Source organism: Chelativorans petroleitrophicus (genome assembly GCF_025398195.1).
Lineage (GTDB): Bacteria > Pseudomonadota > Alphaproteobacteria > Rhizobiales > Rhizobiaceae > Chelativorans > Chelativorans petroleitrophicus.
Genome location: NZ_JAODNV010000013.1, coordinates 36417 through 57126, shown reverse-complemented (window position 1 = coordinate 57126; position 20710 = coordinate 36417). Strand labels below are relative to the sequence as shown.

At 65.0% G+C, this 20710-nt stretch carries 17 protein-coding genes and 1 pseudogene; 6 read left to right on the top strand and 12 right to left on the bottom strand.

What is annotated here, in order from left to right:
- A complete protein-coding gene (locus NYR54_RS12755) occupies positions 1 to 993 on the bottom strand; it encodes a glutathione S-transferase family protein (RefSeq protein ID WP_261516043.1) in 993 nt (330 codons plus the stop codon).
- A gap of 279 nt (positions 994 to 1272) precedes the next feature.
- Here NYR54_RS12755 and NYR54_RS12750 point away from each other — a divergent pair, with 279 nt between their 5' ends.
- Positions 1273 to 1830, top strand: a complete 558-nt coding sequence (locus tag NYR54_RS12750) for a GNAT family N-acetyltransferase (protein WP_261516042.1) — start codon at positions 1273 to 1275, stop codon at positions 1828 to 1830.
- 66 nt (positions 1831 to 1896) lie between these two features.
- Here the strand turns inward: NYR54_RS12750 and NYR54_RS12745 are convergent, their stop codons facing one another.
- Genes NYR54_RS12745 through NYR54_RS12730 form a run of 4 tightly spaced genes read right to left on the bottom strand, consistent with a single transcriptional unit; the run spans position 1897 to position 8740 of the window.
- Positions 1897 to 3969 (bottom strand): hypothetical protein, encoded by a 2073-nt coding sequence (locus NYR54_RS12745; protein WP_261516041.1) that lies wholly within the window; start codon positions 3967 to 3969, stop codon positions 1897 to 1899.
- Position 3970: 1 nt separating this feature from the next.
- A complete protein-coding gene (locus NYR54_RS12740) occupies positions 3971 to 6796 on the bottom strand; it encodes a DUF4159 domain-containing protein (protein ID WP_261516039.1) in 2826 nt (941 codons plus the stop codon).
- On the bottom strand, positions 6793 to 7698 hold the full coding sequence (locus NYR54_RS12735) for a DUF58 domain-containing protein (protein WP_261516038.1): 906 nt from the start codon (positions 7696 to 7698) through the stop codon (positions 6793 to 6795). The genes NYR54_RS12740 and NYR54_RS12735 overlap by 4 nt, the downstream gene beginning before the upstream one ends.
- Before the next feature lie 19 nt (positions 7699 to 7717).
- Positions 7718 to 8740 carry an AAA family ATPase gene (locus NYR54_RS12730; RefSeq protein WP_261516037.1) on the bottom strand — a complete coding sequence of 341 codons (1023 nt, stop codon included), beginning with the start codon at positions 8738 to 8740 and terminating at the stop codon, positions 7718 to 7720.
- A gap of 151 nt (positions 8741 to 8891) precedes the next feature.
- Between NYR54_RS12730 and NYR54_RS12725 the strand changes: the two genes are divergently transcribed.
- From NYR54_RS12725 to NYR54_RS12715, 3 genes are read left to right on the top strand one after another with little or no spacing between them, the layout of a single operon-like run.
- Complete coding sequence (locus NYR54_RS12725; RefSeq protein ID WP_261516182.1) at positions 8892 to 9530, top strand: DUF1285 domain-containing protein; 639 nt, start codon at positions 8892 to 8894, stop codon at positions 9528 to 9530.
- Entirely contained in the window at positions 9527 to 10168 is a 642-nt protein-coding gene (locus tag NYR54_RS12720) for a CoA pyrophosphatase (protein WP_261516036.1), read from the top strand. Before NYR54_RS12725 ends, NYR54_RS12720 begins: the two co-directional genes overlap by 4 nt.
- Complete coding sequence (locus NYR54_RS12715; RefSeq protein WP_261516035.1) at positions 10165 to 11439, top strand: CCA tRNA nucleotidyltransferase; 1275 nt, start codon at positions 10165 to 10167, stop codon at positions 11437 to 11439. The genes NYR54_RS12720 and NYR54_RS12715 overlap by 4 nt, the downstream gene beginning before the upstream one ends.
- Positions 11440 to 11497: 58 nt before the next feature.
- On the opposite strand, the gene NYR54_RS12710 is transcribed toward NYR54_RS12715, so the two are convergent.
- The 4 genes from NYR54_RS12710 to NYR54_RS12695 all read right to left on the bottom strand — a co-directional run bounded on the left by NYR54_RS12710 (position 11498) and on the right by NYR54_RS12695 (position 16779).
- Complete coding sequence (locus tag NYR54_RS12710; protein ID WP_261516181.1) at positions 11498 to 11683, bottom strand: DUF1059 domain-containing protein; 186 nt, start codon at positions 11681 to 11683, stop codon at positions 11498 to 11500.
- A gap of 82 nt (positions 11684 to 11765) precedes the next feature.
- Positions 11766 to 12665 carry a LysR substrate-binding domain-containing protein gene (locus NYR54_RS12705; protein WP_261516034.1) on the bottom strand — a complete coding sequence of 300 codons (900 nt, stop codon included), beginning with the start codon at positions 12663 to 12665 and terminating at the stop codon, positions 11766 to 11768.
- 371 nt (positions 12666 to 13036) lie between these two features.
- A complete protein-coding gene (locus NYR54_RS12700; RefSeq protein WP_261516033.1) occupies positions 13037 to 14932 on the bottom strand; it encodes an ABC transporter ATP-binding protein in 1896 nt (631 codons plus the stop codon).
- Positions 14929 to 16779 carry an ABC transporter ATP-binding protein gene (locus NYR54_RS12695; RefSeq protein WP_261516032.1) on the bottom strand — a complete coding sequence of 617 codons (1851 nt, stop codon included), beginning with the start codon at positions 16777 to 16779 and terminating at the stop codon, positions 14929 to 14931. Before NYR54_RS12695 ends, NYR54_RS12700 begins: the two co-directional genes overlap by 4 nt.
- 572 nt (positions 16780 to 17351) lie before the next feature.
- Between NYR54_RS12695 and NYR54_RS12690 the strand changes: the two genes are divergently transcribed.
- Positions 17352 to 17813, top strand: a complete 462-nt coding sequence (locus NYR54_RS12690; protein ID WP_261516031.1) for a tRNA (cytidine(34)-2'-O)-methyltransferase — start codon at positions 17352 to 17354, stop codon at positions 17811 to 17813.
- A 131-nt stretch (positions 17814 to 17944) separates the two neighbouring features.
- Here NYR54_RS12690 and NYR54_RS12685 read toward each other — a convergent pair whose 3' ends face one another.
- Entirely contained in the window at positions 17945 to 18205 is a 261-nt protein-coding gene (locus NYR54_RS12685) for a hypothetical protein (protein WP_261516030.1), read from the bottom strand.
- Positions 18206 to 18327: 122 nt separating this feature from the next.
- Here NYR54_RS12685 and hemF point away from each other — a divergent pair, with 122 nt between their 5' ends.
- Positions 18328 to 19242, top strand: a complete 915-nt coding sequence (gene hemF / locus NYR54_RS12680) for an oxygen-dependent coproporphyrinogen oxidase (RefSeq protein ID WP_261516029.1) — start codon at positions 18328 to 18330, stop codon at positions 19240 to 19242.
- A 213-nt stretch (positions 19243 to 19455) separates the two neighbouring features.
- Here hemF and NYR54_RS19415 read toward each other — a convergent pair.
- A pseudogene (locus NYR54_RS19415) lies at positions 19456 to 19590 on the bottom strand (SDR family NAD(P)-dependent oxidoreductase); the annotation flags it as partial.
- A 186-nt stretch (positions 19591 to 19776) separates the two neighbouring features.
- Positions 19777 to 20697, bottom strand: coding sequence for a cation diffusion facilitator family transporter (locus NYR54_RS12665; protein WP_261516027.1), 921 nt, complete (start codon positions 20695 to 20697; stop codon positions 19777 to 19779).
- Between the last annotated feature and the right edge of the window lie 13 nt (positions 20698 to 20710).

Here is a 20710-nt window from a genome sequence, read left to right as displayed (position 1 = left end):
CTACATCTCCGCTTTCGCCAGCAGGTCGCGATTGTGCGGCGCCATATAGTCGATCTCGGGGCCGAGCGGAACGATCCGGGTCGGGTTGATGGTGGCGTGGCTGCCATAATAATGGGCCTTGATGTGATGCAGGTTCACTGTCTCGGCCACGCCCTTCACCTGGTAAAGCTCGCGCAGATAGTTTGACAGGTTCGGATAGTCGGCAATGCGGCGCAGATTGCACTTGAAATGGCCCACATAGACCGGATCGAACCGCACCAACGTGGTGAAAAGGCGCCAGTCGGCTTCCGTCAGGCGGCCGCCGGCGAGATATCGCTGACGACCCAGCCGCTTCTCCAGCTCGTCCAGCGTGTCGAACAGAGCCCGGAAGGCCTCCTCGTAGGCTTCCTGCGTGGTTGCGAAGCCCGCGCGATAGACGCCGTTGTTGACATTCTCATAGACGAGCTCGTTGATCGCATCGATTTCGGCGCGCAGTTCGGCAGGATAGAAATCGACTGACGCGTCGCCCCACTCGTCGAACGCCTCGTTGAACATGCGAATGATCTCGGAGGATTCGTTGTTGACGATCGTCTCCGTCTTCTTGTCCCAGAGAACAGGAACCGTCACCCGCCCCGAATAATGGGGATCGGCCTTGGTGTAGATCTGGTGGAGATAGTCGAAGCCGTAGAGGCCGTCTCCCGTAGCGCCGTCCTCCTTCAGGAAGGTCCAGCCGCTCTCGCCCATAAAATGGTGCACCACCGAGACCGAGATGACGTCCTCCAGCCTTTTGAGCTTGCGGAAGATAAGCGTGCGGTGGGCCCAGGGACAGGCGTAGGAGACGTAAAGGTGATAGCGCCCGGGTTCGGCCTTGAAGCCGCGCTCGCGCCCTTCGGCGGGGCGGCCGTCCTTCGTCACGAAATCCCTGAACTGCGACCTGGACCGCTCAAAGCGCCCGCCTGTCCGGGAGGTGTCATACCATTCGTCATGCCATTTGCCGTCAACAAGCAGGCCCATCGTGATACTCCTTCTGTTGCAGACACATCTAGGACGGGGCGGATCCATTCCCAAGGGCGCGAACCTGAACGCATCGTCAACAATTCCGGTTCGGGCTCAATTCGCATCAAACTGGTGGACGGCGGGCGCATTTGGTGCTAGCGGGGCGCGACTGCGGAGCAACGACGCGATGATGCTTTTCCGGGTGGAGCGACGACGAAAGGGCTGACGCGCCAGTGGCGCGGCTATCGCGGCGACATGCCGCCTTCCTGTCCTTTTCAGACCACCGGACCGTTTGCCATGCTTCTTTCCGACGTCGTATTCCAGCCGGAGGACCCGGCGCACGACCCTGAAATCGAGGAGATCAACGCCGAGGCGTTCGGGCCAGCCCGCTTCACCCGCGCAGCACATTGCATTCGCGAGGGCGGCCCGCACGAGCGCGCGCTTTCCTTCGTGGCGCTGCACAGGAGCAAGGTGGTGGCGTCCGTGCGACTGACGCGGATCATAGCAGGTGAAGGCCGCGGCCTCCTGCTCGGTCCCCTCGCCGTCCGCCCGGACTACAAGAACCGGGGCATCGGGAAAAACCTGGTTCGAATTTCGGTGGAGGCCGCGCGCGAAGCGGGATGGGGCGTGGTGCTTCTGGTGGGCGACGAGCCTTATTACGGACCGCTTGGCTTCAAGCAGGTGCCGCCGGGGCAACTGCTGATGCCGCGCCCAGTCAACCCCAAAAGGCTGCTCGCCTGCGAGCTGACCGAGGGGGCGCTTTCGGCTCTGCAAGGCATGGTGATGCACGCAGCCGCCGCGGAACGCATCGACGAAGCCCCTGCCCTGACAGCTGCGCCGGAGAAGATTTCCTGAGCCGGTTAGGTTAAGAGGCGCGCGGCGTTTAATTCAAACGGCCCGAACGGAAGACCGCATGGATGTCTACCGTCCTTCGCGGTACCACATCGAGCCGAGGGCGAGCAGAAGCAGGCCCAGCCCCAGGAAACCAGCGAAGAGGGGCACGCGGCGCACGGACTTCAGCACGCTGTCATTGGTGGTGCGGAGCCCGATCCAATCGCGGCCGGCCGCGGACGAGGCGTTCGGTCGCACCGACACGATGTTGGGCAGGTTCGGCCCGCCCAGGCGTGACGCCAGCCGGCGCACGCTGCCGCCGCTTTCCTCCGCAACGGGCCGCAGCTTCTCTTCGGTCGAAACCGTGTCCGCGAATTCGGGCGCGTTGACCGGCCCCACATGGGCAAGCGCCGAAAGGTCGCCATTTTCGACCTGGTAGAGCCCGATCTCATCGACCTGAAGCGTTCCGTGGAAAAGACCGGGATCCTCAGCCTCCAGCTGCACTTCGCGGGTCTGGCCGGACGGCGAGGTGACGAGGGCGGGAGCGGCCTCATCCGCCATGGTCTGGCGGACGATCTCAAGCGTCATGCCGCGACCCTGAGCCGTCAGCCGCTCTTCCTCCAGTTCCGGCTCCTTCATGAGCCAATGAGCGATGCGGCGGTAGAGCGGCACATAAGGGCCGCCGCCCTCGAAGCCGCGCGCCCAGAGCCAGCCCTGGTCGGACAAGAACATGCCGACACGACCTTCGCCCTCGCGTGCCAGAAGCAGCAGCGGCATGCCGTTGGGCCCCTCCATGACCACTTGGCCCTCCGGACGGTCGATGCCAATGGCGCGGAACCAGCGGCTCCAGTCCGGCGGGTCGGATGCCGAGCCGTCCAGAGCCCGCGTAACGGGGTGGCGCTTGCCCGTCTCGCTCAGGCGGGGATAGAAGCCCGCCTCCACCACCTGCCCGTTAGGAAGAGCAGGCAGGGCCGCGATCAGCGGCGTGCGCGCGATCGACTGCTCGCCCGCGAATTCCGGACCGGCGGCGATCAGCAGCGCGCCGCCGTTCTCCACATATTCGGCGATGTAGTCGTAGTAGAGGATCGGCAGCACATCCCGGTGCTGATAGCGGTCGAAGATGATCAGGTCGAAATCATTGATCTTCTCCACGAACAGCTCGCGCGTCGGGAAGGCGATCAGCGACAGTTCGTTGATGGGCGTGCCGTCCTGCTTTTCCGGCGGGCGCAGGATGGTGAAGTGGACGAGGTCAACCGCCGCGTCGGATTTCAGCAGGTTGCGCCAGGTGCGCTCCCCCGAATGCGGTTCGCCCGAGACCAGCAGCACGCGAAGGTTTTCGCGTATTCCGTCAATCAGGGCGACGGCGCGGTTGTTCGTCTGCGTCAGTTCCCCCTCCTCCGTCGGGATTCTGAGCTCGACAATATTCCTGCCGGCATTGGGAACGGTTATTTCGACCGGCATTTCGCGGCCGATCGTGGCACGCTCCATGGCGGCCAGCTCGCCGTTGACGAAAACCTCCACATCGATCGGACCGCTTTCCTCCTCCGTGGAAAGAACGCGATAGGTAAGCTCCACGGGTGAGTCCACAATGGCGAAGCGCGGCGCGCGCTCGAAACGGATGCGCCGGTCGCGCTCGCCTTCCTCGCCGGTGATAAGGGCGTGCAACGGACCGGCAAACCCGCTGGCATCGGCCGGCGTATCGTGCACCTGCCCGTCGGTGATCATGATGGCGCCGCCCACGCGCGAGGGCGGCACGTCGCGCAACGCAGCCTCGAGCGCGCCAAAGAGGCGCGTCTCGGTGCGTTCGTCGGCGGCGCCGTCTCGGCCCGCCTCGACCACCCGTACCTCGAATTCATCCAGGCGGGAAAGCTGCTGCACTAGCGCCTCCGCCGCCTCCCGCGTCTCCGCCGCGCGCTCGCCGATATCCTGGCTCTGGCTTTCATCGACGACGACGGCGACGACGCTCTTGAGCGGCTCGCGCTGCTCATCGAGGAGGACCGGATTGAAAAGCGCCAGCGCAAGGACGGCAAGGGCGGCGAGCCGGAGCAGAGCCCCGCGCCGCCCCAGAAACAGGCTGACAGCCATCAGCAGGGCGAGCGGAACAAGGAGCGCCGCCAGGACAGGCCAGGAAAAGAGCGGCTCGAAGCTCAGCGACCAGGTCATCCTACTGCCCAAGTCTTTCGAGAATGGCCGGCACGTGCACCTGGTCCGACTTGTAGTTGCCGGTCAGCATGTACATCATGATGTTGACGCCCGCGCGGTAGGCATAGACCCGCTGCATCGGATCGGACGGAACGGTGGGAAGCAGCGGCTCCCCGCTGTTGTCGATCGCCCAGGCTCCGGCCAGATCGTTGCCTGTGATCATGATCGGTGTGACGCCGTCACCGGTCCGCACCGGCCTGTCGGCCCGGCTTTCGGCCGTGATCGAGGCCTCGACCCACAGAGGCGCGCCCCGGTAGCGGCCGGGAAACTCATCGAGGATGTAAAAGGCCTTGGTGAGCACATGGTCCTCCGGCACCGGTTCCAGCGGGGGCACGTTGAGCCCGGAGAGGATGTCGCGCAGGCGCTGCGTCTCGGGGCTTACCGCCCCCTGGGCGCCGAAGCCGGCGGAGTACTGGTCCCGCGTGTCGAAGAGCACCGTGCCGCCCTGCTGCATATAGGCGTCGATGCGGGCAATCGCCTGCTCGGAGGGCATCGGCGCGCCGGCGTCGATGGGCCAGTAGATCAGGGGATAGAAGGAAAGCTCGTCGGTGGCGATGTCGACACCGGCCGGCTCGCCGGGCTCCAGCGCCGTCTTTTCCGCCAGAAACTGCGACAGGCCGCGGATACCGGCGCGGCTGACGGCATCGAGGGAGGAGACGCCGGTAATCACATAGGCTATCCGCGTAACCGAGGTCGCTGCGATCGCCTCGGCATCGCCGGGCTGCGGCTCATCCGACTGCGCAAGCGCCCGGTCCGGCACCATAAGGGGCAGCAGCAAAACGGCGGCGAGAACAGAAGCCGCAGTTGCCGCCCGCCGGAGCCGGCGCCGCCGCAGCTGCCCGCCGAGCCACAGGACGGCCAGAGTGTCGAGGGCAAGAAGAGCGAGCGCGGCAAGTATCAGCGGACCCTTGAGCGGGCGCGATTCATCAAAGGCGTAGGCCGCCTCGGCCACCGGCACCGGAATTTCTGGGCGCGCAAGCGGCGCCAATTCCACGTCAGGCTCCAGAAGATTGTGCGCCACCACGCCCTCCTCCGAGCCGTAATACCCGGGCGGGTTTGCAAGCGTCACCGGCGCGTCGTCCGAGGGGGTGAGCGGCTCCGCCTCCGGCCCCGGCGGCACCAGCGTTCCGGTGGCGGAAATCATACGATAAGGCGCAAGCCGCTGGGCCGAATCCTGCGCTTCCGCGGCGAGATTGCCCTGGTTTCGCGAAAGCTGCACGATGCGCCGCAGCATTTCCACGAAAGTGCCGGAGATCGGCAGGGTGGACCATGTCGCCTCCGGAGTGACGTGGAACAGGATCACCCTGCCCTCGCCGCGCGGCGCGCCTGTGACGAGGGGGGTTCCGTCCGCGAGACTGGCCCAGGTCCGCTCCACGATGTCTGCGGAAGGCTCCGCCAGCACCTGTCGGCTGACGGTCACCTCGCGCGGAGGCGAAAGATCAGAGAAGGGGCCGTTCGGGGGAAAATCCGTCACCGGCTGCGGTTCGGACCAGGAGAGCGCACCGCCCAGCGAGCGCTCGCCGCCGCGCAGGCGGACGGGCATCAGCTCCTCGTCATGCTCCGCAGCCGCCATGCGCGGCCCGGCAAAGCGAATAAGCGTTCCGCCCGCGTGCATCCATTCCACAAGGGAATCGCGAACGGAGTCGGGCAGCGTGCCGACATCCGCCATGACGATCGCCGCGGGCTTCTGCTCCAGAAGTTCCGGAATGGCTTCCGTCAGCTCCGGATGCGAGGGTTCGACAAGGTCGGCATAGGGACCCAGCGCGCGCCGGATATAGTAGAGCGGCGAGAGAAGCGGCTGCGCCCCGTCCGCCTCGGACTGGGCTATCAATCCAACACGCCGCCGGCGCGCATTCTCATCGAGCAGCCTCAGGGCGCCGGCATGGCTTTCACCGTCGATGCCGATGGAGGCGAAGTCGTTGCGCAGCTCGAAGGGCACCTGCATCCGTCCGGTGGCGCGCGCTTCGCCCGGCCCGAAGCTGATCACCGTTTCGGCAATGCGCCGCCCCTGCTCGTCGGATGCGTAGGCGACTACCTGGCGCGGTGCGTTCTGCCCCTCAGGGCGGACGGCGGTAACGGTGAAACGCTCGGGCTCGTTCGCGCTGTCGGCCAGCGCCACGAAGGAGAGAGAGTCCGGCTCGATCCACAAGACTTCGGAGAGGTTCTGGCCGAGAAGTTCGGCAAAGGCGGCCTCGTCGCCGGGCGCGGCAAGCCCGTCCGTCAAAATCGCCAGCGAGGCACCGGGCAACTCGACGAGCGCATCTGCGACGCGAGCATAGATCGCGGGCCGGTCGGTCGGCACAGGGCGCGGCTCGGCCGCGTTCAGCCGCTGAAGCGCACTATCGGCATCGAACGGTCCGATCTCCTGCGCCGGCCGCTCGGCGGTCAGGGCCAGGATGACCGGCTGGCCGTTTTCACGGGCGTCTTCGATGAGCCGTTCCGCGGTCGCCACGCGGCGGTCCCAGTCGGGCGCGCTCGACCATCCGTTGTCGAGAACGATGGCGAGCCCTTCGCCGGAGACCGCTACCCTCTCGCGCGGATTGACGACGGGATCGGCCAGCGCAAGGATGACGAGTGCGGCAAGCACCAGCCTCAAGAGGGTCAGCCACCAGGGGCTCTTGTGCGGTGTTTCCTCGCGCCGGACGATGCGCGCCAGGATCGCAAGCGGCGGGAAGGTTTCCTGCTGCGGCCGGGGCGGCGTGAGCCTCAGAAGCCACCAGATTACCGGCAGGGCGATCAGACCCCAAAGCACCATCGGTGCGCCGAAGGAGAGCGGAAGAAAGTTCATCGGCCCGTATCCAGCTCCGCCGTCATCGCGGTGTGCACGCGGATCAGCGCTTCGGAAGCAAGCCGGTCGGTATGATTGACCGTGTAGCTCCAGCCGAGTTTCTTGCACCAGCGGGCAAGCGTCTCCCGCCGGGCGAGATAGAGCCGGCGATAGTCCTCGCCGAAGGTCTCCGCGCGGCCGGCCGTCAGCCGTTCCCCGGTTTCGGGGTCGTGGAATTCGGTGCGGCCCGAATAGGGGAAGGTCTCCTCGGCCGGGTCCGCCACCTCGATCAGATGAGCGCGCGCCCCGATGCGCACCAATCGGTCGAGCCAGGCCATGGTTTCCTCCGGCTCGTCCAGGAAGTCGCTTGCAATCACGACGTCCGAAAAGCGGCGCACTGGCGCAAGGTCCGGACGCGCGGGCACCTTTTCGGCATGGGCGACATACTGGGCCAACCGCTCGGCCCCGTTGCGGGCGGCAAAGGGATCGGAAAGGCCGGGCCAGGCGATGCGCTCGCCGCTGCGCGAAAGCAGTTCGGCCAGAGCGAGAACGAGCACCAGCGCACGCGATTCCTTCGACACCTCCGCCAAGGAGGAGCGGAAGAGCATGGAGGGCGACCGGTCGGCCCATAGCCAAACCGTGTGCGCGGCCTCCCATTCCCGATCACGTACGTAGATATGATCGTCGCGCGCGGAGCGCCGCCAGTCGATGCGGGCGACGGCCTCGCCTTCCACATAGGGCCGAAACTGCCAGAAATTCTCGCCGATGCCGCGCCTGCGGCGGCCATGCCACCCGGCGATAACATTGTTGACGACGCGGCGCGCCTCCACCAAGAGGTCGGGCACAAAGGAGGCGCGCGTGCGCGCGCGGACCAATGCGTCCTGCACTTCTACGGGAGCGGTGGCCTCACCTATGCGCGCCATAGGCCTCGCTTTCGCACGATCATTCCAGCGCCTCGACCAGCCGGGCAATCACGCCGCGCACACTCATCCCCTCCGCGCGTGCGGCGAAGGTGAGCGCCATGCGGTGCTGCAGAACCGGCTCCGCAAGCGCGCGTACATCATCCACCGACGGGGCCAGCCTGCCGTCGTAAAGCGCCCGCGCCCTGGCGCACAGGGTGAGCGCCTGGCTAGCCCGTGGCCCCGGCCCCCAGCCCACGTGCCGGTCGGTATCGGCATGGCCGAAACCAGGACGGGCCGAGCGGACAAGCTTCAGGATCGCCTCGACCACGCTTTCGGGAACGGGCATGCGCCGGATCAGCATCTGGATCTCCTTCAGCCGCTCCGCCGCAAGCACGTTTGCCGGGCGCGCTTCCTCCACGCCCGTGGTTTCCAGAAGAATGCGCCGCTCCGCGTCCAGTTCGGGGTAGGAGACGTCGATCTGCATCAGGAAGCGGTCGAGCTGCGCTTCTGGCAGCGGATAGGTGCCTTCCTGCTCGAGCGGGTTTTGCGTGGCGAGCACATGGAAAGGCGACGGTAGGTCGTAGCGCTTGCCCGCGACGGTGACATGATATTCCTGCATGGACTGCAGAAGCGCCGACTGCGTGCGCGGGCTTGCCCGGTTGATCTCGTCGGCCATCAGAAGCTGGGCGAAAATCGGACCCGGGATAAAGCGGAAGGAGCGGCGTCCCTTCTCGTCCTGCTCCATGACCTCCGAGCCCAGGATGTCGGATGGCATGAGGTCCGGCGTGAACTGGATACGCCCGGTGTCGAGGCCGAGGACGATGCCGAGCGTTTCCACGAGCTTGGTCTTGGCAAGCCCTGGCACGCCGACCAGCAGCGCATGCCCGCCGGCGAGAAGGGCGACCAGGGCGCGCTCGACCACGGCCTCCTGACCGAAGATCACGCGCCCCACACCTTCGCGCACGCGCGCGATGTCGGCCAGGGCAGCTTCGGCCGCGGCCACCATCTCCTTCTCGTCGAGGCGCCGGGCGCCGGTGTCATGTTCCCTGGCGATAATGCTCATGCGGCTTGTCCCTTGCGCTTTGCCGAAGCGGCTGCCGTTGCGATACAGGAATCGCTAAGTTCTACCTGATTATCGCTATGTCTCACCTGATTGGAAAATTAGATGAGATCATAAGGCTGACAAGCCGAACAACAGTGACTATTTCGTGACCATGGGCCGACAGGAGGCAGGGATTCAGGAAGGAACGGACACGCTTTTGCGAGCTGGCGATGCCGCCGGGCTTTCCGCCCTGATCGCCAGGGCTGCGCGCGCCGGCAAGGGAGCGCCGCCCGTGGAGCGCTGGAATCCGCCCTTCTGCGGCGACATCGACATGGAGATCAAGGCCGACGGCACCTGGTTCTACCAGGGCACACCGATCATCCGCCAGGCTCTCGTCGAGCTGTTTTCCTCGGTGCTGCGCAAGGACGAGGACGGCCGGACCTATCTCGTCACACCGGTGGAAAAAGCGGGCATTCGCGTCGAGGACGCGCCCTTCATCGCGGTCGAGATGGCCGTGACGGGTCAGGGCGAGGAGCAGGTCATCACCTTCCGCACCAATGTCGGCGACGTGGTGGAGGCAGGCCCCGATCACCCGATCCGCTTTACGGAGGAGGAAAAGACGGCCGGAACGAAGCCTTACGTGCTCGTGCGCGGGCGGCTGGAGGCGCTCCTGGCGCGGCCGGTCACCTATGAGCTGATGAATCTCGGCGAGGAGGTGGAACTGGAGGGCCGGCGCATGTTTGCCGTGCGTTCACGCGGGGCGGTTTTCCCAATTATGCCGGTGGACGTGCTGGAGGCCGCCACGCGATGACCACCGAGGCCGCAACCGGATCGCTCTTTTCCGCCGCGGAGTTCCGCCGTCGCGCCGCCGCGCAGAACCCGCACTTCGCGCCGGACGATTACGGCGACCACAGGCTGAACCCGGACCTGAAGGACCTCATCCTGCAGGCGCGCCTGCGCGATGCCGCCGTGCTTGTGCCTGTGGTGGACCGCGGCGACAAGGCCACTGTCATACTGACCCAGCGCACGACGAGCCTGCGCAGCCATTCCGGCCAGATCGCGTTTCCGGGCGGGCGCATCGACCCGACGGACCTCTCGCCCGAGCATGCGGCCCTGCGCGAGGCGGAAGAGGAGATTGGTCTTGACCGCTCGCTGGTCGAGGTGGTGGGGCGTATGCCCGACTATGTGACCGGGAGTGGCTATCGCATCCGGCCGGTGCTTTCCGTCGTCCGGCCCGACTTCTTGCCGGTGCTCAATGCCGACGAAGTGGAGGACATCTTCGAAGTGCCGCTTTCCTTCCTTATGGATCCGGCCAACCACATACGGGAAAGCCGCATCTGGAAGGAGCGGGAACGATTCTACTATACAATGCCTTATGGCGAGCGCTTCATTTGGGGCATTACCGCCGGAATTCTCCACATGCTCTATGAAAGGCTGTATGCCCGATGACCGATGCTTCGCCCGAGGAAGCCAGCATCGCCGCCGCACCCTGGCTTCGTGAAGGCGGGTTGCAGAAGCTTCTCGCGGCCCTCAACGAAGACGGCGAGGAGGCGCGCATCGCCGGAGGCGCGGTGCGCAACGCGCTTCTGGGCCAGGCGGTGTCGGATATCGACATCGCCACGACGACATTACCGGACGAAACCATAAGGCGGGCGCAGGGGGCGGGGTTCAAGGCCGTTCCCACCGGCTACGAGCATGGAACCATCACGGTGGTAGCGAAAGGCAAGGCCTATGAGGTGACGACGCTAAGGGCCGATGTGGAAACCTTCGGCCGCCGCGCCCGGGTTGTCTTCGGCCGCGACTGGAAGGCGGACGCCGAGCGGCGCGACTTCACCATCAACGCGCTTTACGCGGAAGCGGACGGGCGCGTCATCGATCTCGTGGGCGGACTGCCCGATCTGCAGTCGCGCACGCTGCGCTTCATCGGCGTTGCGGAAGAGCGGATTCGGGAGGACTATCTGCGCATCCTGCGCTTCTTCCGCTTCTTCGCCTGGTACGGTTGCGGGCGGCCGGACGCGGAAGGGCTGAAGGCCTGCGCCCGGCTCAAGGACGGACTCGCCAACCTTTCGGCCGAGCGCGTGTGGAACGAACTGAAAAAGCTCTTCAGCGCGCCCGATCCCTCCCGCGCGCTGCTGTGGATGCGGCAGACGGGCGTTCTGGCGGCGGTGCTGCCGGAAGGGGACAAATGGGGCATCGACGCCATTCACGGGCTGGTCCGGGCCGAACGGGATCTCGGCTGGGAGGTGGACCCGCTGCTCAGGCTCGCGGCCATTCTGCCGCCGGACGCGGAGCGCGCGGCGGCGCTTGCACGGCGGCTTCGCTTCTCACGAGCCGAAGCCGAGGCGTTGACGGGCTGGGCGGAGGCGCCTGCGCCCTCCCCCGCGCTCGAGGAGGCCGAGTTTGAAAGGCTGCTTTACCGGGCGGGAGGCGACGGAATCGAGCGGCGCCTCAAGCTCGCTCTGGCCGCCGCGCGCGCTCAGGCCGCCCAGAACGATGACGCGCTCATGGCGGCGGCCGGCTATCAGCGGCTGCTCGACATCCTGGGCCGATGGCAACGGCCCGTCTTCCCCTTGCGCGGCAAAGACCTGCTTGCCCATGGCTTGGCGCCCGGCGAAGCCATGGGTGCCACGCTCAACCGGCTGGAAGAGGCCTGGATCGCATCCGGCTTCAAGCTTGGACGCGAGGAACTTTTGAACATACTTGACGAAGAGCGGCGTTAATCTGGCACCGCTGCACGACGCCCCGGCGCTCCTCCTCGCCATCTTGGGCGGGCGCCGGTCAGGCGGCGTCCCTTGCCTCCACAATGCGCGAACGGATCGCCTCTATCATGCTTTCGCGGATGATGGTCTCGCCATGGGCCTGGCGCATATGCTCAACCGCCCTGCGGATCACCTCCGCCTCCTCCTCGGCGCGCGTATGCCAGTCGCACCCGGGAACGAGCGAACCGCAATGAAATTCTTTCATCATCCGTTCCTCCTCTCTTTCGCAGCAGGTTTACCATAGCACGGATATGTGGAGCCATGTCGTGCCAAGACAAGGCGGGCGCTCACGATTTGTACTTCGCGGCAGTGGCGGCGATCTCCTGCCTCAACCAGTCCTTGAAGTCCCTCACCCGCTTGGGTTCCGGGCGGTTTTGCGACGTCACCAGCCAATAACTGTCTCCGGTGCGCGCGATCTCCTCGAACGGTCGCACGAGGAGACCGGTGGAAAGGGCATAGTCCGCAAGAAACGGCCAGGCGAGCAGCACGCCCTGCCCGGCGATCGCCGCATCGAGCGCCAGCGCGGCATCGGTGAAACTGTCACCGGCAGGCAGGTCCTTCTCGCTGAGCCCGAAAGGAGAAAGCCATACGTCCCAGCTTATTGTGGAGTTGGCGTCTCGGACGATGGGTGCCGACAGAAGATCGCGCGGCGTCCTGAGCCGTCCGGCGAGCGCCGGCGTGCAGACGGGAAAGACCTCTAGAGGCAGTACGAACTCCGCCTTGACCCCCGACCACCCACCCTCGCCGACGCGGATCGCAAGATCGATGTCGGACGTGTCCGGGTTGACGAGGCCGACCGAGGCGTCGAGCCTCAGGCGCAACTCGGGATGCCGCGCGGAGAATTGGGCGAGCCGCGGCACCAGCCACTTGGCCGCGAAGACCGGTGCGACGGAAATGGTAAGCAGCGTGTCGGCGTGCCGGCGCGACAGGGCGACGGCCTGTTCCAATCTGGAAAAGCCTTCGTACAGCAAGCCGGCAATCTCCCGCCCAAAGGCGGTGGGCGCCAGCCCACGGGACGTGCGCTCGAAAAGGCTGCGACCAAGCTGCTGCTCACAGCGGATGATGTGCTGGCTCACCGCTCCGGGAGTGACGCCGAGCTCATCAGCCGCCGCCGAAAGCGACCCGAGTCGCAGTACCGCTTCGACCGCGCGAAGAGCATTGAGATGGACACGGTTGAGACTCTGCATATAGTTTTTCTAAAACAATCGCCATTCATTCTCCATTGTAAAAACCAGGGATTGGCTGAGAATTCTTCGGGTCGAACGCTCGGAGGATGCTCACCATGATACACATTTTCTTGCGTACCTTGAGATATATGCGCGGACTCGCGGGCACGCGGCGGGCCTCTGAGGATCATGCCGAGGAAGAGAAAAGATGGCGTTGCGATCCGCTCTCCCATCCTGCCTTGCGGCACATGAACGAGCGGCAGCTGGCGGATTTGCCTATCGGTCCGGCACGGGGGGGATGCCGGTGACAGTGGGGTTGACTTGCAGGCGAAAGGACGGCAGCAGCCATAATTGTCCGCTGCAAGCAGCGTGAAGGGTAGGCCGACAGCCGCCTATTCCGCCGCGAGCCTTTTCTCCAGAAAGCCGCCGGACTGGCGTTTCCACAGATCGGCGTAAAGGCCGCCGCGGCGCGTCAGCTCCTCATGCGTACCTTCCTCGACGATGCGGCCGCGGTCGAGCACGATCACGCGATCAAGCGCAGCGATGGTGGAGAGGCGATGGGCGATGGCTATCACCGTCTTGCCTTCCATCATCTTGGCAAGGTTCTCCTGAATCGCCGCCTCGATCTCCGAATCCAGCGAAGAGGTCGCTTCGTCCAGGATGAGGATGGGCGCGTCCTTCAGCATCATGCGGGCGATCGCGATGCGCTGGCGCTGGCCGCCCGAGAGCTTGACCCCGCGCTCGCCCACATGCGCATCGTAGCCCGTGCGGCCTTTCGGGTCCCTCACCTCAAGGATGAAATCATGCGCGGAGGCACGCTTGGCCGCGGCGATGATCTCCTCCTCGCTCGCACCGGGCTTTCCGTAGGCGATGTTGTCGCGGATGGAGCGGTGCATCAGCATCGGCTCCTGGCTGACGACGCCGAACTGGGCGCGCAGCGACGCCTGGGTCACCTCGCGAATGTCGTGCCCGTCGAAGAGGATGCGGCCCTCCTCCACATCGAACAGCCGGAGCATGAGATTGACGATCGTGGTCTTGCCCGCACCGGAGGGGCCGACAAGCGCCACCCGTTCGCCCGGCCTGATGTGCAGGCTGAGATTTTCGATGATGCCGCCTTCACGGCCGTAGTGGAACGAGACGTTCTCGAATCGGATGTCGCCCCTGCCCTTCTCCAGCACGCGCGCGTCCGGCGCGTCCCGAATGGCCGGCCTGCGCGAGATCACGCCCGTGGCGTCCTGTACGGTGGCATAGGCCCGTATCAGACCGTTGACGGAGAACATGATGTATCCGGACGACTGGTTGAGGCGGAAGACGAGCCCCAACGCGGCGGCGATCTCGCCGGTTGTGGCGGTTCCGTTCATCCAGCTCATCACAGCGAGGGTGCCGACGGCCGTCATCATGATGCCGTTCAGAATGAAGACCGTGGCGCGCACGCGGGTGATGGCGCGCGCGAGATTGCGCACCGCTGCGAGCAGCCGGGCCATGCCCTCGCGCACATAGGCGTGCTCGCGCTTGCCGCTGTCGTAAAGCTTCACGGCCATGATGTTGGTGAAGGCGTCCACCATGCGGCCGTTGAGGATCGAGCGTTCGTCCGCGCGGCGCCGACCCGCCTCGCGTAGCGGCGGCAGAAGATAGCGCGCAGCCACCACAAACGCGGCGAACCAGAGGGCGAGCACCAGCCCGAGCAGCGGATCGAGCGCGGTGAGGATCGTGCCCGTAAGCAGCAGGAAGGTGAGAAAGCTCCACATCGTCTGGAGCGCCGAGACGATGAAATCGCCCGTCGCCTCGCCTCCCTGCATGATCTTGGTGGCTATGCGGCCGGCAAAATCGTTCTGATAGAACTCGTAGGGCTGGTCCATCACGCGGCGGAAGGACTGCCACCGCACGCGCTGATAAAAGGATGGAGCGATGACCTGCTCCTCAAGCACCGTATTGGCGAGCATAACCGCCGCCCGCGCGAAGAGCACGAGGAAGGCAAGGCCCGCGAGCATCGGCCAGTGATCCTCAAGGAGGGTGGCGGGGGTGGATGCATCGAGAATGTCGATCAGTTTGCCCAGCCCCCAATAGAGCCCGGCATCCACCAGGCCGGCCAGACCGCCGATGACGAGCAGAAGGATGAAGGGTCCTTTCGCCTGCCGCGCGAAGAAGAGGATGAACCTGAAGGCCTCCGTCGGCAGCACCTCCCGCTCGGTGTCGCCGAAGGGGTCGATGACGCCTTCGGCACGCCGCCACAGGCGCTCGCCGATGCTCAGCCTGATGTCATCCCCCTCTTTGACCGCATTCTTCACTCGGCAGCCTCCGCTGTATGCTCCACGTCCAGGAAGCCGCCCGACTGGCGCTGCCAGAGCTGCGCATAAAGCCCGCCTCTGGCGATGAGCTCGTCGTGAGTGCCTTCCTCGACGATGCGGCCCTGATCCATCACCACCAGCCGGTCCATGGCGGCGATGGTCGACAGGCGGTGGGCGATGGCGATCACTGTCTTGCCCTCCATGAGGCGGTACAGGTTCTCCTGAATGGCCGCTTCCACTTCCGAATCGAGCGCCGAAGTCGCCTCGTCGAGGATCAGGATCGGCGCGTCCTTCAGCATGACACGGGCGATCGCGATACGCTGCCTCTGGCCACCGGACAGCTTCACGCCGCGTTCGCCCACATGCGCGTCGAGGCCTCTGCGTCCCTTTATGTCGTGCAGGTCCTTGATGAAGTCCAGAGCCTCGGCGCGCCGAGCCGCCTCGATCACCATATCGTCGGTCGCATCCGGCCGCCCGTAAAGGATGTTGTCACGGACGGAGCGGTGAAGGAGCGAGGTGTCCTGCGTGACCATGCCGATCTGGGCGCGCAGGCTGTCCTGCTGCACGTCGGCGATGTCAGTGCCGTCGATGAGGATGCGCCCGCCCTCGAGGTCGTAGAAGCGCAGAAGCAGGTTGACGAGCGTGGACTTGCCCGCACCCGAGCGGCCGACGAGTCCCACCTTCTCGCCGGGCTTGATCACGAGCGAAAGATCCTCGATCACACCGCCCTTCTTACCGTAGTGGAAGCGGATGCGGTCGAAGACGATCTCGCCCTTCGTAACGGTGAGTTCCCTGGCATTGGGCTTGTCCTCGACAAGCCGCGGCAGGGAGATGGAGCCGATGCCGTCCTGAACGGTGCCGATGTTCTCGAACAGCATCGTCATCTCCCACATGATCCACTGCGACATGCCCCACAGCCTTAGCACCAGGCCGAGCACCACGGCGACGGCGCCGACACTGACGGCCTCGCCGAGCCACAGCCATATGGAGACGGCGCCCACCGTGAACAGGCAGAGCGAATTGAGCAGGTAGAGCATGCCGTTCAGGCCCGTGATCAGCCGCATCTGCCGGTAGACGGTGCCAAGGAAGCCGACCATGCTCTCCCGCGCGAATGCGCTCTCGCGGCGGGCATGGGAGAAAAGCTTCACCGTCTGGATGTTGGTATAGCTGTCGACCACGCGGCCGGTCATGACGGAGCGCGCATCCGCCTGCTCCTGCGAAACGCGCCCGAGACGCGGAATGAAGTAGCGCAGAAGGCAGATGTAGCCCACCAGCCATGCGATGAGGGGCGCGGCCAGGCGCATATCCGCCGAGCTTGCGATCACCAGCACGCCGATGAAATAGACGATGACATAGTTCAGGACGTCTACGAGCTTCAGCACGACCTCCCGCACGGCAAGCGCGGTCTGCATCAGCTTGGTGGCGATGCGGCCGGCGAACTCGTCCTGATAGAAGCTCATCGACTGCTTGAGCAGGTAGCGGTGGACCTGCCAGCGGATGCGCATGGGATAGTTGCCCATGAGCACCTGGTCCATCACCAGCGAATGGAAGAGCACCGCGCCCGGCAGAAGCACCAGGATGACGAAGGCCATGCCGGCAAGCCGCCAGCCCTCCTCCTGAAGGAAGGTCGCGCGGTCCTTGTCGGCCAGCCAATCGACGATGTTGCCGAGGAAGGAGAACAGCCACACCTCGAGCACGGCCACCACCGCCGCGGAGCATGCGGCGACAGCGATATACGGCCATGCGCCGCGCGTGAAATGGAGGCAGAACGCCACCAGCGTTTTCGGCGGCTCCACGGGCTCCTCCGCCGGAAACGGCGGCAGTCTTCTTTCAAACCAGCTAAACATCATCAGTCCTCAAGAATCCGATTCAGCGATGTCCCTTGTGCGGCGCCGCTGGGCGCCCGGGCGCGGTTCTTCATGCGGAGAGCCAGCGGCTCCGCGCCCGGCGGCCTCGTGCCGGCCGCATCTTTCCGAAGTAAATCTCCCGGATGACCCGGTTGCGGTCTTGCGCCAAGCGCGGCGGCGAAAGCTTGCCGCATGGCCGTGGCAGCCTTGTCAGCCGGCAGCCGAAGCGCGGTTTTGGCAGAAACGCCTGTAACGGAGGCGACGCGCCCCTTTGGGAACCTGGCAGACATCGAGCGAATCCTCGCAGAATTCCGGAAAATGGTTCCGGCGGATTCGCTCGGCTCGTCGTTTACTGGGAAAAGAGAGGCTTCGGAACGAAAACCGCCGTCATGCCATGAGCCCGGCCGCAAGCCAGGGCCGCACAATGGAAACGAACACTGGATTATCCATGTCGCTCTCCGGCGGTTACAGTTGAAGACGCGCGCGTTATATCCATATTGGCCTCGTCTGACCAGAGGCTTTGTCCGCGTTTCCGATGGCGCCGTTTCCGTAACGTCACAGTAAGAGGCAGGATGAGAAAGCACCGGCTCCGCATCGCGCTTTACCAACCCGACATCCCGGGCAATACGGGCGCGATCCTGCGGCTGGCCGCCTGTCTCGGCGTAGACGTCGATCTCATCGAGCCGGCCGGCTTCGACCTGTCCGACAGGGCGCTGAAACGGGCGGGCATGGACTATATCGAACGGGCCGCGCTGCACCGCCACGCGTCTTGGGAGGATTTCGAGCGCTGGCGACGCGAGGAGGAGCGCCGGGTCATCCTGTTCACGACGGCCGCTTCCGTGCCCTACACGGCCTTCAACTTCCGCGAGGGCGACATCCTGCTTTTCGGCCGCGAGTCGGCCGGCGTGCCGGAACACGTGCACAATGCCGCCGACTACCGGCTTGTGATCCCCATGCGGGAGGAGGCACGCAGCCTCAACGTCTCGCTGACGGCCGCCATGGCCTGCGGCGAAGCGCTGCGGCAGCTGGGCTGAGACGGTGGAGGAAAAACCATCCGTGCCGAGGATCATGGCGCACCCTTCTGTTGGAAGGCAAGCGGCTACATCCTCAAGCTAAGTTGAGGTCAAGAGGGAAACGGCGCTGTTGGCTCAATAGGCGGCAGCGGTCAGTCCGCGCTGGGCAGGCGGCGCATGGTGAACTCGATGACATCGCCGGGGCGTTCGGCCCAGCTTTCGATCTCGGTCCAGTAGGCCTGCTTGGGCCAGCGCTCCAGCCATTCGCGCGCCTTGGCGCGGGCCTGTTCGCGCGGCAGCGAGAAGGTTTCGCGCACAAAACCGTCGCGCGGCAGGCGCTCGCCGTCTCTGGCGCGCCTTTTCTCCAGGCTGCGCTTCAGCGCTTCCAGTGGTGGTTTGGCGGGCACACGCACAAAAGAACTCCTTGACCCGACAGACAAGGAGATTAGGGATCGCGGGGGAAAATTGCGAGTCCTATGTCCTTAAGCAAAGTTTGGCGCACTCGCCACAACCGGAGTTCAAACTGCAGGAAGTCATGGAGCGACCCGACATACCGGCCGGCCTGCCGGAGGATATCGAGGCGAAGAAGGAAAAGGCGCGAATCTGGTTCGAAACGCTGCGCGACCGCATCTGCGCCGCCTTCGAACAGCTCGAGGATGAACTTTCCGGGCCGCTTTCAGACCGCCAGCCCGGCCGTTTCGAGCGAACGCCCTGGCAGCGCGAGGGGGGCGCGGGCGGCGGGGGCGTGATGTCGATTATGCACGGCCGCGTTTTCGAGAAGGTGGGCGTGCATACGTCCACCGTGTTCGGTGAGTTCTCGCCGGATTTCCGCAAACAGATTCCGGGCGGGGAGGAAGACCCGCGTTTCTGGGCTTCCGGCATCTCATTGATCGCCCATCCGCAGAACCCGAACGTCCCCGCCGTCCACATGAACACGCGCATGGTGGTGACGACGCGGCAGTGGTTTGGTGGCGGCGCGGACCTGACGCCGGTGCTTGACCGGCGTCGCACCCAGGATGATGCGGACACTATCGCCTTCCACAAGGCGATGCGCTTCGTGTGCGAAAAGCATGCTGCGGTGGCCGATTACGAGAAATTCAAACGCTGGTGCGACGAATATTTCTTCCTGCCGCACCGCGGAGAGCCGCGCGGCATCGGCGGCATCTTCTATGACTGGCTAAAGAGCCCCGAGGAGAAGGGCGGCTGGGACGCGGATTTCGCGTTCACGCAGGACGTCGGACGCGGCTTCCTGGTGGTCTACCAGCATCTCGTACGGAAGAACTTCAACACGAACTGGACGGAGGCGGACCGCGAGGAGCAGCTCGTGCGGCGCGGCCGCTACGTGGAGTTCAACCTGCTCTACGATCGGGGCACGGTGTTCGGGCTGAAGACCGGAGGCAACGTCGCCTCCATCCTTTCCAGCCTGCCTCCGGTGGTGAAGTGGCCGTGAGCGGCTTGGCGGGCAGCGGGATAATGGTCCTCTCAAAGCGCGTGACCGCCAGCGACCTGTATGACTTGCACCGTAATCCACGATGAGGCGTCGCTCAACAGAAACAACACGGCATCGGCTATGTCCTCCGGGCCCTCCAAGCCGGCGTATATGTTCGGCAACCTCAGCGGCCGCCTCCTCACCAAGAACAGTATGTGCCGCTCCGGACGGTTTGGCGGAAGCATGAAGATAATGGACGGCAACGTTGGCACCCTGCTCGGCGAGTGCCATCGCAATCGCCCGGCCGATACCTGAATTTGCGCCAGTGACGAGATAGCTTCTGCCGGTCAGGCCGAAATGAAGTTTCATGACATGCTTTCAGGTAAATACACCGCAAAGAACCGCCGGGCTTTTGCGCCGGGTGGCCCGGTTCCAAAACGCTCTCAGCGTCGATCAAATGCCGGACTGGTCAGCCATGTTCACTCCAGAACAGCCGAAACCTTGTAGCCTCGTGCTCTTAGGGTTTCAACCGGTGGCACCTTCGCAACCGGATCTCTAAACAGGACGTCCAACCCCGTTTCCGTTCTTCGCGGCTCCGTTTTTGGCCTTGTGCGCGGGTTCCACGTGAATGGTCACGCGCGCGCCGGGAATCTCCTTCGCCAGCGCATGCTCGATACGGTCGCAGATCCTGTGCGAGTGCTCGACCGTCATCTGCGACGGCAGCACCAGATGGAACTCTATGAAGCGGACGCGGCCCGCCTCCCGGGTCTTCAGGTCGTGAAACTCCAGCGCTTCTTCGCTGTTGGTGGCGATGACGCGCTCGATTTCCGCCAGGTCCACGGGATCGACGGCGGCATCCATCAGCCCCTGCACGGAAGAACGCACCAGATGCCAGCCGTGCCAGAGGACGCTGAGGGCGACCAGCATCGCCAGAAGCGGATCGAGCCATAGCCAGCCGGTGGCCAGCGCAAGCAAAAGCCCCGCGATCACGCCGGCGGAGGTAACCACATCGCTCCATAGGTGCCGCCCGTCCGCAACCAGAGCAGGCGAGCGCGCCCGGCGGCCCTCGCGGATCAGCACGGCGGCCCAGGCGCCGTTGGCAACGGCGGCGAGCGCGGTGACGGCTAACCCCGGGCCGGGAGCGGATATGGCGCGCGGGACGAGAAATGCCAGCGCGGCCTCATGCAGGATCAGAAGCGCGGCCACGACGATCAGCACGCCTTCAAGGACCGCGGAGAAATATTCCGCCTTGTGGTGACCAAAGGGGTGGCCCGCATCAGCAGGCTTGGCCGAAAGCCGGATGGCGTACCAGGCGATGCCCGAGGCGACGATGTTGACGATGGATTCCATCGCATCCGAGAACAGCGCCACCGAGCCCGTTAGCCACCAGGCGATGAATTTCAGCGCGAGGATGGCCACGCCGACAATGATGGACCAGAAGGACAGGCGCCGGACGCGGGCAGTGGTAGAAGGCATGAGTTTCGAGCCT

Coding starts and splice junctions, on each gene's coding strand:
- NYR54_RS12755 (WP_261516043.1), bottom strand. CDS start 993: ATGGGCCTGCTTGTTGACGGCAAATGGCATGACGAATGGTATGACACC.
- NYR54_RS12750 (WP_261516042.1), top strand. CDS start 1,273: ATGCTTCTTTCCGACGTCGTATTCCAGCCGGAGGACCCGGCGCACGAC.
- NYR54_RS12745 (WP_261516041.1), bottom strand. CDS start 3,969: ATGACCTGGTCGCTGAGCTTCGAGCCGCTCTTTTCCTGGCCTGTCCTG.
- NYR54_RS12740 (WP_261516039.1), bottom strand. CDS start 6,796: ATGAACTTTCTTCCGCTCTCCTTCGGCGCACCGATGGTGCTTTGGGGT.
- NYR54_RS12735 (WP_261516038.1), bottom strand. CDS start 7,698: ATGGCGCGCATAGGTGAGGCCACCGCTCCCGTAGAAGTGCAGGACGCA.
- NYR54_RS12730 (WP_261516037.1), bottom strand. CDS start 8,740: ATGAGCATTATCGCCAGGGAACATGACACCGGCGCCCGGCGCCTCGAC.
- NYR54_RS12725 (WP_261516182.1), top strand. CDS start 8,892: ATGGGCCGACAGGAGGCAGGGATTCAGGAAGGAACGGACACGCTTTTG.
- NYR54_RS12720 (WP_261516036.1), top strand. CDS start 9,527: ATGACCACCGAGGCCGCAACCGGATCGCTCTTTTCCGCCGCGGAGTTC.
- NYR54_RS12715 (WP_261516035.1), top strand. CDS start 10,165: ATGACCGATGCTTCGCCCGAGGAAGCCAGCATCGCCGCCGCACCCTGG.
- NYR54_RS12710 (WP_261516181.1), bottom strand. CDS start 11,683: ATGAAAGAATTTCATTGCGGTTCGCTCGTTCCCGGGTGCGACTGGCAT.
- NYR54_RS12705 (WP_261516034.1), bottom strand. CDS start 12,665: ATGCAGAGTCTCAACCGTGTCCATCTCAATGCTCTTCGCGCGGTCGAA.
- NYR54_RS12695 (WP_261516032.1), bottom strand. CDS start 16,779: ATGTTTAGCTGGTTTGAAAGAAGACTGCCGCCGTTTCCGGCGGAGGAG.
- NYR54_RS12690 (WP_261516031.1), top strand. CDS start 17,352: ATGAGAAAGCACCGGCTCCGCATCGCGCTTTACCAACCCGACATCCCG.
- hemF (WP_261516029.1), top strand. CDS start 18,328: ATGGAGCGACCCGACATACCGGCCGGCCTGCCGGAGGATATCGAGGCG.
- NYR54_RS12665 (WP_261516027.1), bottom strand. CDS start 20,697: ATGCCTTCTACCACTGCCCGCGTCCGGCGCCTGTCCTTCTGGTCCATC.